11 protein-coding genes are annotated in these 12,524 nt (G+C 37.3%); 3 read left to right on the top strand and 8 right to left on the bottom strand.

What is annotated here, in order from left to right; all coding sequences use genetic code 11:
* Nucleotides 1-48: 48 nt before the first annotated feature.
* Complete coding sequence (locus ACTJIV_RS07200; RefSeq protein WP_440626538.1) at nucleotides 49-1,050, bottom strand: NADP-dependent oxidoreductase; 1,002 nt, start codon at nucleotides 1,048-1,050, stop codon at nucleotides 49-51.
* A gap of 13 nt (nucleotides 1,051-1,063) precedes the next feature.
* Entirely contained in the window at nucleotides 1,064-1,831 is a 768-nt protein-coding gene (locus ACTJIV_RS07195) for an SDR family oxidoreductase (RefSeq protein WP_111958209.1), read from the bottom strand.
* Nucleotides 1,832-2,066: 235 nt separating this feature from the next.
* On the opposite strand from ACTJIV_RS07195, the gene ACTJIV_RS07190 reads away from it, so the two are divergent.
* On the top strand, nucleotides 2,067-2,483 hold the full coding sequence (locus ACTJIV_RS07190) for a winged helix-turn-helix transcriptional regulator (protein WP_440626535.1): 417 nt from the start codon (nucleotides 2,067-2,069) through the stop codon (nucleotides 2,481-2,483).
* 289 nt (nucleotides 2,484-2,772) lie between these two features.
* Nucleotides 2,773-3,219 (top strand): KTSC domain-containing protein, encoded by a 447-nt coding sequence (locus tag ACTJIV_RS07185; protein WP_111958213.1) that lies wholly within the window; start codon nucleotides 2,773-2,775, stop codon nucleotides 3,217-3,219.
* A 266-nt stretch (nucleotides 3,220-3,485) separates the two neighbouring features.
* Here the strand turns inward: ACTJIV_RS07185 and ACTJIV_RS07180 are convergent, their stop codons facing one another.
* The gene (locus ACTJIV_RS07180; protein ID WP_440626533.1) at nucleotides 3,486-4,433 is read right to left on the bottom strand and encodes an NADP-dependent oxidoreductase; all 948 of its coding nucleotides are present in this window, start codon (nucleotides 4,431-4,433) and stop codon (nucleotides 3,486-3,488) included.
* 131 nt (nucleotides 4,434-4,564) lie between these two features.
* Here ACTJIV_RS07180 and ACTJIV_RS07175 point away from each other — a divergent pair, with 131 nt between their 5' ends.
* Nucleotides 4,565-4,912, top strand: coding sequence for a winged helix-turn-helix transcriptional regulator (locus ACTJIV_RS07175; RefSeq protein WP_111958402.1), 348 nt, complete (start codon nucleotides 4,565-4,567; stop codon nucleotides 4,910-4,912).
* A 75-nt stretch (nucleotides 4,913-4,987) separates the two neighbouring features.
* Here ACTJIV_RS07175 and ACTJIV_RS07170 read toward each other — a convergent pair whose 3' ends face one another.
* The 5 genes from ACTJIV_RS07170 to ACTJIV_RS07150 all read right to left on the bottom strand — a co-directional run bounded on the left by ACTJIV_RS07170 (nucleotide 4,988) and on the right by ACTJIV_RS07150 (nucleotide 12,472).
* On the bottom strand, nucleotides 4,988-8,176 hold the full coding sequence (locus ACTJIV_RS07170) for an efflux RND transporter permease subunit (RefSeq protein WP_111958217.1): 3,189 nt from the start codon (nucleotides 8,174-8,176) through the stop codon (nucleotides 4,988-4,990).
* Nucleotides 8,177-8,182: 6 nt separating this feature from the next.
* Nucleotides 8,183-9,244, bottom strand: coding sequence for an efflux RND transporter periplasmic adaptor subunit (locus ACTJIV_RS07165; protein ID WP_111958219.1), 1,062 nt, complete (start codon nucleotides 9,242-9,244; stop codon nucleotides 8,183-8,185).
* 6 nt (nucleotides 9,245-9,250) lie between these two features.
* Nucleotides 9,251-10,603: a TolC family protein gene (locus ACTJIV_RS07160; RefSeq protein WP_111958221.1), complete on the bottom strand. Its 1,353-nt coding sequence runs from the start codon at nucleotides 10,601-10,603 to the stop codon at nucleotides 9,251-9,253.
* 96 nt (nucleotides 10,604-10,699) lie between these two features.
* Complete coding sequence (locus ACTJIV_RS07155; RefSeq protein ID WP_111958223.1) at nucleotides 10,700-11,293, bottom strand: TetR/AcrR family transcriptional regulator; 594 nt, start codon at nucleotides 11,291-11,293, stop codon at nucleotides 10,700-10,702.
* Between the two features lie 354 nt (nucleotides 11,294-11,647).
* Nucleotides 11,648-12,472 carry a CvfB family protein gene (locus tag ACTJIV_RS07150; RefSeq protein WP_111958225.1) on the bottom strand — a complete coding sequence of 275 codons (825 nt, stop codon included), beginning with the start codon at nucleotides 12,470-12,472 and terminating at the stop codon, nucleotides 11,648-11,650.
* Nucleotides 12,473-12,524: the final 52 nt, after the last annotated feature.

Raw genomic sequence — 12,524 nt, 5'->3', positions numbered from 1 at the left:
TGTGCAGGAGTTTTTAAGCTCCTGCTTTTTTTGTTTTGGTCAAAAAAATTATAGCATCTTTATGACTACTTTTCCTTTTGCACGGCCACTTTCTACATATTTCACTGCTTCATTCGTATTTTCGAACGAAAAAACTTTGTCGATGACAGGTTTTATTTCTCCTGCTTCTATCAATTTTGTAATTTCTGCTAATTGCTTTCCATCAGCTTTCATGAAAAGAAAAGAATAATTAATATTTTGCTTATCCGCCTTTTTTCTGATTTTACGGCTCAACAATTTTGTCACCAATTTTACATACCAGGGCAGATTAAATTCATCTGCAAATGCAGGTGTTGGCGGACCGGAAATTGAAATAATTTTTCCTTTTGATTTCAGGATATTGAATGATTTTTCCAGGGTTTTGTCGTCCTGGCTGTTCAGCACTGCATCATAATCCATCAGAATATCTTCAAAATTTTGTGTTTTATAATCGATCAGTACATCTGCACCAAGGCTCTTCAAAAGTTCGAAGCTTTTTTCACTGGCAGTAGTAGCAACCGTTGCCCCTAGATATTTTGCCAGCTGTATAGCAAAAGTCCCTACACCACCGGATCCGGCCTGAATAAAAACTTTCTGACCGGCCTGAACATTAGATTTCGTAATCAAAGCCTGCCAAGCCGTTAAACCCACCAAAGGAATTGAGGCCGCCTCTTCCATTGTCAGGTTTTTAGGTTTTAAAGCCACATCCTTTTCATTAATAGAAATAAATTCTGCAAAAGTCCCTATATGAAAATCTGCTACCCTTGCATAAATCTCATCCCCTACTTTAAAGCTTTTTACTTTTGAACCTACTTTTGTGATGACTCCTGCCACATCATGACCTAAAATCAACGGCATTTTATAAGGTAAAATGAGTTTAAATTCACCGCTTTTTATTTTAGAATCCAGGAGATTGACACTTGCTGCATAGATCTGAACTAAAACCTCATTTTCTTTGACAACGGGTTCAGGCAGATCTATAAGTTGAAGTGCACTGTCTTTTTTATAACGATTGATACCGTATGATTTCATAATTTGAGCTTATTTATGGTTTAAGGTATTGTTCTGATCTCTTAGGGTTTACTAAACCAAATGTGAATTTAGGAAAAAATCTGTGCAGAAAATAAACCAGTTTTGTGTCACCTATCCGAATTGTATATTGATCTTTCTGTAATCCTAAAATCAAACCTTTTACGAGTTCTTCCGGTGTCATTTTCTTATCTTTCCTTGCGGCAGTCATTTCCGTATCCACAACCGGAGGAAGTAATTCAAATATCCTGATTTTGCTATCGATAATCCGTAAATGTTCTCTGAGTGATTGGGTGTAAAATGCCAGCGCCGTTTTAGAAGCCGAATAGGTAGCTTCAAGAAGTGACGGTACATAGCTCAGGATGGAAGTGGTATTGATAATAGCACTTTCTTTTCTTGATTTCAGCATCTCCAGAAAAAGATTATTTAAACGTATTACCCCTAAATAATTAACTTCCATTTCGTATACAGCATTTTCGATATGTTTTTCGGTGGGAATTCCCAAATTGATGGGCGCCGCACCAACGCCGGCATTGTTGTACAAAATATCAATCCCACCCATTTCTGAAACTTTATCAAAAAGTAGTTTAGCATCTTCAGCAACAGATACATCACTTTGGATGGCAGTGAGATTTGGAAACTGTTTTTTTGCAGCATCAAGTTTATCCTTACTTCTGCCTGTAATAATAACCTTCGCACCTATTTTTAAAAACTGCTTCGCTGCTTCCAGCCCTATTCCTGAAGCTCCTCCTGTTATCAGAATTGTTTTTCCTTTTAATTCCATGATACTCTATTTAAAATGAAACCCCTCTTTTTGTCAGACGATCTGCTCTTCTTATTATCAGAACCCTCAAAGTCCGATTGTTTCGATCTAAATGGATATTTCTATAAGAGTTAAAAAGAGTATTTTTCATTGTATTGTAAAATTAATTTGTTAAATTCGCTTGCATTTTACAAGTACAAATCTATACAATAACTTTTAAAATGCAAGTTATTTTTTTAATTATTAAATTTATTTTATGTCAACTTCAAAAAAGAGATCAGATTGTCCTATCAGCTGCTCACTGGATATCTGGGGAGATAAATGGTCACTGCTTATTATAAGAGACTTGATGTATGCCAAACAGTGCACTTATGGAGATTTCTTAAAATCCGAAGAAAAAATAGCAACCAATATTCTGGCTTCCCGCCTTCTCATGCTGGAAGAAAACAAGCTCATCATCAAACTGGACCATCCGGAAAGTAAGGCTAAAGTGTTATACAAACTCACCCAAAAAGGTATTGATCTACTCCCTGTCCTGATTGAAGTTAATCTATGGGCCGAAAAATATTCTGACATTCCGGAAGACCAGAAAATGATGTTAAAAGAAGTAAAAAAGGATAAAGAAGCTTTTATAAATAAACATATTAAGGAGCTGAGTAAGGGAATACATTAGAGTATAACCGTGAGGCGAAGATTTCAGGAAGGAGCCTTGTCAAGGTCTTAAACCTTGACAAGGCTTTCTTTTCTTATAAGTGAAAACTGTAAATAAACTTGCTTAAAATTCAATTTATTCCATATTTTCCGATGCTCAATATCTTTATGGTCAGCCCTCTCCTAAGAAAAAAACAAAAATGATAAATTTTCCTGATTTCTCAAGCATCAAATAAATTAATACTGAATAACTTACATTTTTCTCAATTAAAAACCTTAATTTTGCACCCCGAAATAAGGATTCTACAGTTATGAAAAAATTAGGCGAATACAGAAAGCTTCTTGAAGTTGATAAAACCGTTACTTTAAAGGAATTAAAGACCATTTACAGGAATACAATGAAAGATACGCATCCTGATAAATTTGCCAATGACGAAGCCGGAAAGCTGGAAGCAGAGGAAAAAAGCAAGTCTATCATTGAAGCCTATCACTTTCTGGTGAGCATCAACCCGGAAACACAGGAAAAATATAAGGAAGAATATACTGAAACGATTACAAAATCCAATATTCAGGATTTTTACCTTGAAAAAGCAGTTTTGAAAGTTCAACACCTGAATGGAAACATGTATGAATACCTTGGAGTTCCGAAAAATACATATATTAAAATGGTGAATTCCGATTCTCCAAGCCGTTTTGCAAGAAGACATATCTACGGTAGTTTTATCTACAGAAAGGCTGGCGAAGCTATGGCAGATTAATTTTCTGTATAACAATAAATAAGCGAAGGCTTTCAGTTCATTCTGGAAGCCTTTTTTTATGATTAAAGAAATTAAACAATCATCTTTTTGAAATGTATACTTTCAGGATTTTTTTGACGCAAAGGATTAATTATTATACTTCATAAGAAGGATGCAAAGAAGGAATCAATCAAAGATTGATTTGATTAAGGAAACGTAAAGCGCATCAGAAATCTAATGCGCTTTAATTAATTGAGATCCGGACTCCCGAAAAGATACTTTCAGTTTTATAGTGTGACCACTATTTTACCTACTACCCTTTTTGTTTCCATTTCCAGATGGGCTTTAGCCATTTCCTCAAAAGAAAAAGTTCGATGGATATGAGGAATCAGGGATTTATTCTCAAGTAAGCCAGCAATGGCCTGAATCGTTTCTTTTTTGGAGGCCACCATCATGAATTCAAGATTAATATCCTGTTTTTCCGCTTTATCCTGAGTGTTTTGAGGAATTTCAGGCGAAGGTAAGGTTACAATAATTCCTCCGGTACGCACCACATCAATTGATTTCAACAGGGTTTCTCCCTGGATGGTATCTATAGCAATATCGATGTCTCTAACCATATCGAGGCTGTCTTTTTGGGTATAATCAATATGCTCATCCGCTCCGATCGACAGAACAAATTCCTTATTATTTGCGGAGGAAGTTCCTATCACATAAGCTCCAAAATATTTAGCGATCTGTACTGCAAAATGGCCAACTCCTCCTGACGCAGCATGGATCAGAACCCTGTCGTTTTTCTTAATTTTAGCAACATCCACCAAGGCCTGATAAGCTGTTACCGCTGCTAAAGTAGCTGCTGCAGCCTCTTCAAATGTATGATTGTCAGGAATTAGGGCCAAATGACTTTCAGGAGCAGCCACATACTCTGCATAGGCTTTTCCGTTCCCGAAAAAGTTTACCATTCCGAAAACTCTGTCCCCGATTTTAAAATCACTTACTTCCTCTCCGGTTTCACTTACCTCTCCTGCAATATCCCAGCCTAAGACCACCGATCTTATATCACCATATATCCAACTGAGAACACCATCATATGCTCTGGCATTTACATCAACCGGGTTGATTCCTATTGCTTTTACTTTTATTAATATTTCGTTACTTTTTATTTGTGGTTTTTCAGTATCAGCCAGCTGAAGCTTATCAACACCTCCTGCTTCATTTAAAATAATTGTTTTCATTATATTTTTACTTTAAGGTCAAAACAAAAGTAAATTAATGCTATATTACAGGCAAGTATGCACTTTTTTGTACTCTACAAACCAAAAGTATACTATTGCTGATTATCAATATATTAATTTTAATAAAAATCATGAAAAAATATTTAATCGACGAGCCTTCCTGTCCTGTAGACTATGCATTTAGAAGAATTGGCGGAAAATATAAAGGAAGAATCTTATGGTATCTGCACGTAAAAGCTATTATGCGTTACGGCGAATTGCGGAAAACGCTCTCAGATATTACCCCGAAAATGCTTACCCAGACTTTACGTGAACTGGAAGATGACAGCCTTATCAACAGGAAAGTATATCACGAAGTTCCGCCAAAAGTAGAATATTCTTTAACAGAAGTTGGCCAGCAGCTCATCCCTTTCATTGACTATTTAAGAATCTGGGGAAATGAGCAAATAGAAAAACACAAAGCTAAACAGATAATTTAATATAAGGTAATTGTCCTAAAATTAAAAAGCGCCTCAGAAATCTGAGGCGCTTTTCGGTTAATTAAGGCTAATATCTTAGTCTATGTGTTTAGGAGTATATCCGTCTTCACTTAGTTCTTTGTGTACATAGTCAGCTTTCATTTCAGCTTCGTAGTCTACTTTTTCATGTTTACCCATTCTTCTGAGAATTGAATCAAATAATGAATATACTACCGGTACAATGATCAGCGTCAGGAATAATGATGATGTCAAACCACCGATAATAACCCAGGCTAATCCGTTGTTCATCTCTGCTCCTGCTCCTTTTGCAATTGCAATCGGGATCATCCCGAAGATCATCGCAATCGTTGTCATCAGGATCGGACGAAGACGTGCGTGGTTCGCCTGAATCAGTGCATCATGCGTATTCGCACCTGCTGCTTTTCTCATATTCGCAAAGTCGACAATCATAATCGCGTTCTTCGCTACCAAACCAATCAACATGATCATCCCCAGCATCGTAAAGATGTTTAATGAATTTCCGGTGATGGCAAGAATAACCATTACCCCGATCAATGCCAGCGGAATGGAGAATAATACCACGAACGGATATACAAATGAATCATACAATGAAACCATTACCAGGTATACCAATACGATAGCCGCCATCAATGCAATTCCTAGGGTACCGAAACCTTCGGTCTGGTTTTCCATATCACCACTCCAGATATAGCTTACGCCTGCCGGTTTGGTTTTTTCGTTATCCATAAACTGAGCGGCCCATTCGTTGGCAACATCTCCTACAGGACGACCTACTACTTTAGATTTTACCTTTACAGAAGGCGATTTATCCCTACGTTCCAATAAACTCGGTCCTGAACCCATTTTTACGTCAGCAAACTGACTCAGTCTGATCTGCTCTCCCTGAGGGTTTGTAAACATCAGGTTTCTTACATCATCAATGGATTGTCTGTTGGCATCACCAAAACGGATGTTGATGTCATATTCATATTCTCCGGCTCTGAATTTTCCGTCTGTATTTCCACTGAATGCAGTCTGCATCGTTTGTCCTACGCTGGAAAGATTTAAGCCTAAAGATGACATTTTATCTCTGTCGATATTCACCTGGACTTCCGGATTTCCAGAGTCAGTTGATAATTCTGCATCTACAGAACCAGGAACTTTTTTAAGCAATTCCAGAATTCTGTTCGCTTCCTTATTGGCTGTTTCGTTATCCTGAGCCGTTACCACCATTTCAATAGGTGCATTATCTGCTCCCATTAATCCGATCGGTGCCGTTTTAAATTCAACTCCTGTGAATTTTTCTTCCAGCGCTCTCTTGATTTTTGCAGACTTGATATCTGTGCTTTCATTACGCTCAGATTTATCTACCAGAATCACCTGAATTTCTGACTGATACAAGGTAGCCTGCGCTCCACCAAATCCTGATGACTGCTGACCAACTGTGGTGATCATATCTACAACATCTTTATCATTTCTAAGGTACCTTTCAACCGCTAACGTAATCTGATTGGTTTTTTCTACGGAAGCATCTTTTGGTAATTCCATCTGAACAAGGAACTGTCCTCTGTCCATTTTAGGGAAAAATTCACCCCCGATAAATCCGAATGCTACCAACATGAATGAAGAAATCAAGATAATGAACGTTACGATCACGGTCATGATTCTTCTTAATGAAGATTTCAGCACCCACTCCAAAATTCCTGTGATCCAGTGCGTGAATTTTTCCAATTGCTTTTCAAACCAAAGGATAAATTTCTCAAAAGGATTTTTACCCGTTAAATGTACCAACTTACCATATCTTGAAGATAACCAAGGAATGATAGTGAATGAAGCTAATAATGAGAATAATGTTGCAATAACCACGGTGACACAGAACTGCGCCAGGATATCAGATACCAGCCCCGAACTCATCGCGATTGGCAAGAATACCACTACAATTACCAGGGTAATAGCCGTTACGGTAAATCCAATTTCTGAAGCACCATCATACGCTGCACGGATTCTGCTTTTACCCATCTCCATGTGACGGTAAACGTTCTCCAAAACTACAATCGCATCATCCACAAGAATACCAACCACCAATGAAAGTCCTAGTAAACTCATCAGGTTTAAGGTATATCCCATCAGATACATCCCGATTACCGTTGCAATCAATGACATCGGGATAGAAACCATTACAATGAATGCATTTCTGATGTTATGAAGGAACAATAACATTACTACTGCTACCAGGATAATTGCTAGGAATAAATCGAAAATTACGTGGTCTGCAGCTTCAAGTGTAAAGTCTGTGGTATCATCTACAATATTGATTTTAATTGCCTGGGTTTTATAGTTGTTCTGAACATCAGCAATTGTTTTCTGAATAGCTTCTGAAACGGAGACCGCATTGGCATCAGACTGTTTTTTAACCTGAAGTAAAATCGTTGAATTCTGATTGTATCTTGCCACTTTCTCCACATCTTTTTGGGTATCGAAAACGGTTGCAATATCAGACAAACGAACCTGAGCTCCATCTTTATTGGAAACCACAAGGTTATTCATCTCATCTACACTTTTATACTTCCCGGAAAGTCTGATCGTAGATCTTGACGTTCTGGTCTTCAAAGCTCCCGTCGGGAAATCCAGGTTGGATGAAAGAATGGCCTGCTGGACATCTGCAATGGCAATACCATAACCCTGCATTTTCTTTTCATCTAAATTGACCTGAATCTCTCTTTCCTGGCCTCCTACAAGATCAACCTGAGCCACACCATTTACACGGGAAAAAATAGGCTCTATTTTTTTATCTAAAAGGTCATAAAGATCTTTATTATTAAGCTTGTCACTGGAAATACTCAAAGTCATGATCGGAAGATCATCCAGTGAGAATTTTTGCAAAGAAGGTGGATCTGCATCGTCCGGAAGGTCTGCCAGAATAGCATTTACCTTTCTCTGTGCATCATTCAAAGCATAGTTTACATCGGCACCGGTATTCAGCTGAACCATAATAACCGATAAACTTTCGTAAGATGAAGATTCAACTTTTTTTACGTTTTCCAGGGAACCCACAGCATCTTCAATTTTTCGGGTTACCGAAGTTTCCACCTCAGCAGGCGAAGCTCCCGGATATACCGTAGAAATGGTTACCATATTGGTTTCAAACTTTGGAATCAACTCGTACCCCATCATGGAGTAACTTAATAAACCACCCAGTGTAAGTATCGTAAACAATACGATAACAAGGGACGGCCTTTTAATGGATATTTCTGCTAACTTCATCTTCTGTTACTTTACGATATTGATTTTTGAACCGTTATCAAGGTTGATTTGTCCGCTGGTAACTACCTGTTCACCACCATTCAGTCCGCTTAAGATCTGAACTTTGTCACCGTATACTTTTCCGGTTTGTACTTTGATCAGTTTAGCCGTTCCATTGCTTACGATAAATAATTGTCCTGAACTTACTCCGTTCACAAAAGCTTCTGCAGGAACGGTCAGCATATTCTGGGTTTCAGCACCATGATTGGTTTTGAATAAAGCTGTTGCATACATACCCGCTTTCAGGTTTCCTCTGTTCTGAACTTCAATTTCAACAGGGAAATTTAAAGAAGCATCACTTTTAGGAGCAATGAAGGTAATTCTTCCGCTGAAAGATTCTCCAGGTAAAACATTTACATTAATTGGAACTTCCTGGCCCAACTGAATTCTTCCAACCTGGCTTTCATCCACCAATACAGAAAGTTTCAAGCTGTTGATATTAACGATTTCAAACATGGAAGTTCCCACGGAAACCACTGTTCCCGGCTCTACCATCTTTTTATTGATTGTTCCGCTGATCCCTGCACGGATGCTGGTATCATTTACTCTTACTCCCTGAGCTCTTACGGCTGCCTGTGCATTTTTCAGCTGCAGTCTTGAGTTATCAACCTGCTGTTTGGTAACACCTCCGGTTTTGAAAGCATTTTCGTAACGTTGGTTATCAATAATCGCATTTTGCAAATTATTTTGAGCCTGAGAAACATCCACTTCGATTGCGTCTTTTTTGATCACAGCCAAAGTCTGTCCTGCAGAAACTCTTGATCCTTCTTTTACCAGAACGCTTACAATACGTCCGGCGATTTCGGAAGACTGATTCATTTCCTGCTTTGGAATGAAAGTTCCGTTGGCAGTATAGTCTGTGTCAATATTTTCTCTTGCAACAGTGACAACATTTACGTTGATTTTATCCACCTGTTTAGCAACTTCTTTTACTTCTGTTTCCTGTTTCTTCTTATTATCAGCGATTTTATATGCGGCTAAACCAATAAGTACTGCTGCGACGATGATATATATTAAGGTTTTTTTCATAGTTTATTACGGGTTTTGTAGTGTGTTTAATTCTCCTTTAGCCTTGATTAATTTTATTTCCGCCTGTTTGTAATCTAATAAAGCATTTGCATAGTTCTGTTTCGCCTGGGTAAGAGCATTTTCAGCATCTAAAACCTCTGTAAGCGTTGCCAGACCATACTGATAGTTGGCCTGAGTATTTTTCTGAACTCTTTCTGCCAATCCTACATTATCTTTCATACTCTCGATATTGATTAATGCATTTTCCATATTGGTAATTGCATTTTTATAATCTAAACTTAAGCTCAGCTGAGTATTTTGGATATCTAAATCTAAATCCTGGATATCAATTTCTGCCTGATTGATTTTAGCTTTGGTAGCTCCCCCGGTGAAAATTGGAATGTTCACATTCAAACCTATTGCTGAATAATCGCTCCAAAGAACTCCATTGTTAATCCCATTGGTAAGAGGAAATTTTCTACCTTGTCCTCCCCAGCCGTAATTGGCAACCAGATTCACTGTCGGGTATAAATAAGCTTCCGTAGCTTTTTTGTTAAACTGCAGAAGTTCTCTGTTTTTGTTTAAGACTTTGATTTCTGTACGGTCGTCCAGGTTTACATTGCTTGCTATCAATTCAGGTCTTGGCTCGATTGTTTTCTCTTCAAGCTCGATATCCGTAGAAATCGGAATTCCCATATAAAACTTCAAAGCATTTTTTGAAAGTTCAACGGAATTGATTAGCTGCTGCTTATTTGAACCGATATTTGTCAACTGAACATTGGTACGATCTAAATCGATGGCTTTTGCCAAACCATTATCAACCAGGCTCTTGATTACATTTCTCGTTTTTTCCGTATTGGCGTAGCTGGCTTCAACCGTTTTAAGATTCTCTTCCTGAACAAAAACCTGATAATAAGCTGTTGCTACATTTTCAATAATTTGTTCGTTCGTTAACTGAGCATTTAAAACATAGAATTCTCTGGTAGATTTTGCCGCTTTAAGACCGGTAAAAACTCTTTGATCAAATACTGCCTGCTGAAGCTGTACAGAAGCCGTTGAGCTCCATGGCTGTCCCAGCTGTGCTCTGATTCTCTCCCCGCCAAATTCAAGCAAAGATTCCTGAATAACCGGATTGTAAGTTAGCCCTGCAGTAGCACTTATCTGCGGTAAAGCTCCAGCTCTGGCCTCATCAATTTTATATTCAGCTTTTTTGATCTGTAATGCCGCTTTTTTGGCTTCTGCCTTATTTTGCAGTGCCTGCTTGATGGCTTCCTGTAAAGAAACCTGCTGCTGGGCAGATACGGATGAAAAGCCGAAAATCATAAATGCTGCAGCTATCCCAATTTTTAGCTTTTTAGCAGTTATACGTTTTCTTTTCATAATTTTATACTTCGTTTATTTTTTTAATATAATTTTTCTCGTCAATGTTTTTATTTCTAAAGGACGAATCATTTCTTAAAATACTTTAACATTTTTTTAATTTTTGAAAAGCATGTTGATAATGATCTCTTTTCTTTCGGAAATGATTTTATCATATTCTTCATCACTAATCATCAGATTCTCCATAAATAAAGGTCTTATAGCACTTGGAAATACAAGTAATGAAACCATATTCAGAATAAACTGAACGGGAGCCATTTTTTCAATATTTCCCAGTTCCATCTCTTTTTCGATGTCTTTATAAAGAGTTTCCAGTACATCTTCTTCTATCTCTCTCTGATGGCAGTTCCCTTTATTAATCTGTGAAACAATATAAGTTTCCAGATATGGATATTGAAGACTGGTGGCAAGGCTTCCTTCTATAAACTTGCTGATCTTCACTTTAAAAGGAAGATCTGCATTTTGAATAATCTTTGATTTTTCCTGTTCCACCCGTTGGGCTTCATCAAAAATGATCTGAATCAGATTATCCCTTGATCGGAAATAATAATTAATCAGTGTTCTGTTCACTCCGGCTGCATCTGCAATCTCCTGGGTAGTAGCATCAAACTTCCCTTTCACAAAGAATAAATTCTTCGCTGTCTCTTTTATTAATTCCTGTGTTTGGTCTTTTTTTGCTTGATTTGACATTATTGTTAAACAATTTTGTGCAAATGTAAATCAAATTTTATTTTTGACAAAATTGTTAAACAAAATAATTAAACAAATTTGTCATGATTTACATCATGTTTTGAGAATAAGCATAAATCAATTAAGATCATGATTCGGAAAAAAAAGCCTAACAATTTTGTTTATGGCAAAGGCAAAACAAATAGGTTTTGGAGAAGTATAATAAGGAAAAAGGGCATTCATTGAGCAAAGGAATACACTAACTTGTCTGTGGGAAACAACTAAAATCAGGGTGGAAGAACTTATAGTTGTAGCTTCTGGCAAAGAACAAGATACCAAAACAAAACGGGCAGAAAATTCTGCCCGTTTTTTATTTTACAATAATTTTATTTTATCTTCTGAAATATCGACGATCTTATCTTTATACAGTCCGCCGAGTGCTTTTTTAAAGTTCTTTTTACTCATCTGAAGCTCATCTTTGATCTCTTCAGGAGAAGACTTGTCTGACAGATAGAGAAGTCCGTAGTTTTCTTCCAGTTTGTCAAGAATCTTTTGCTTGAATTCATCTATATTTTCGAAACCTTCCGGCTGTAGGGAAACATCAATTTTACCGTCTTCACGGATAGCTTTGATATAACCGCTTTCTTCCGATAAAGGATACAGCTTTTTGAATACATCTGATGCATAAACAAGTCCAATATATTTTTTATTGATCACCACATTCCAGCCCAGCTCACTTTCATTCATCATCAACAGGTCTACCTTATCTCCTTTTTGGAAAGGAAGGTCCTGGTACTGTGGATTTCTTTTGAATTTTGTAGTTCCGGTAATCAGATCAAGGTCTTCATCCACATATAAATAAACCAAGTATCTTTTTCCTTCAATAATTTTGGATTTCTGCTGTTTGTAAGGAATAAAAAGGTCTTTTATAATCCCCCAATCCATAAAGGCTCCACTCGGAAGGCTCTGTACACAGCTCATTACCGCATACTCTCCTACTTCAGCCAATGGAATTTCAGTGGTTGCCTTTAATTTTCCGTCGTCCTGATAGACAAAAACTTCAACCTCATCATCAATTTCCTTATCATCGCTGGTGAAAACTTTGGGCAAAAAAGCTTTTTCGCCTGATTCATCCGTTAAGATCCATCCTGAGTAGTTTTTATCTGAAATTTTTAAAGTCTGGGTTTTTCCGAGTTGCATTGAATAATAGAATTAGCCACAAAGGTACGGAAAATTGAAGATTTCAAACTAT

The organism is Chryseobacterium sp. 22532 (assembly GCF_052044665.1).
Lineage (GTDB): Bacteria > Bacteroidota > Bacteroidia > Flavobacteriales > Weeksellaceae > Chryseobacterium > Chryseobacterium lathyri.
The sequence above is the reverse complement of the archived record's forward strand: the minus strand, read 5'-3'. Positions and strand labels throughout refer to the sequence as shown.

What these genes read in the sequence shown, in the direction of transcription:
- ACTJIV_RS07175 (WP_111958402.1), top strand. Translation starts at nt 4,565, where the DNA reads ATGAAAAAATATTTAATCGACGAGCCTTCCTGTCCTGTAGACTATGCA.
- ACTJIV_RS07155 (WP_111958223.1), bottom strand. Translation starts at nt 11,293, where the DNA reads ATGTCAAATCAAGCAAAAAAAGACCAAACACAGGAATTAATAAAAGAG.
- ACTJIV_RS07165 (WP_111958219.1), bottom strand. Translation starts at nt 9,244, where the DNA reads ATGAAAAAAACCTTAATATATATCATCGTCGCAGCAGTACTTATTGGT.
- ACTJIV_RS07200 (WP_440626538.1), bottom strand. Translation starts at nt 1,050, where the DNA reads ATGAAATCATACGGTATCAATCGTTATAAAAAAGACAGTGCACTTCAA.
- ACTJIV_RS07170 (WP_111958217.1), bottom strand. Translation starts at nt 8,176, where the DNA reads ATGAAGTTAGCAGAAATATCCATTAAAAGGCCGTCCCTTGTTATCGTA.
- ACTJIV_RS07195 (WP_111958209.1), bottom strand. Translation starts at nt 1,831, where the DNA reads ATGGAATTAAAAGGAAAAACAATTCTGATAACAGGAGGAGCTTCAGGA.
- ACTJIV_RS07150 (WP_111958225.1), bottom strand. Translation starts at nt 12,472, where the DNA reads ATGCAACTCGGAAAAACCCAGACTTTAAAAATTTCAGATAAAAACTAC.
- ACTJIV_RS07160 (WP_111958221.1), bottom strand. Translation starts at nt 10,603, where the DNA reads ATGAAAAGAAAACGTATAACTGCTAAAAAGCTAAAAATTGGGATAGCT.
- ACTJIV_RS07185 (WP_111958213.1), top strand. Translation starts at nt 2,773, where the DNA reads ATGAAAAAATTAGGCGAATACAGAAAGCTTCTTGAAGTTGATAAAACC.
- ACTJIV_RS07190 (WP_440626535.1), top strand. Translation starts at nt 2,067, where the DNA reads ATGTCAACTTCAAAAAAGAGATCAGATTGTCCTATCAGCTGCTCACTG.
- ACTJIV_RS07180 (WP_440626533.1), bottom strand. Translation starts at nt 4,433, where the DNA reads ATGAAAACAATTATTTTAAATGAAGCAGGAGGTGTTGATAAGCTTCAG.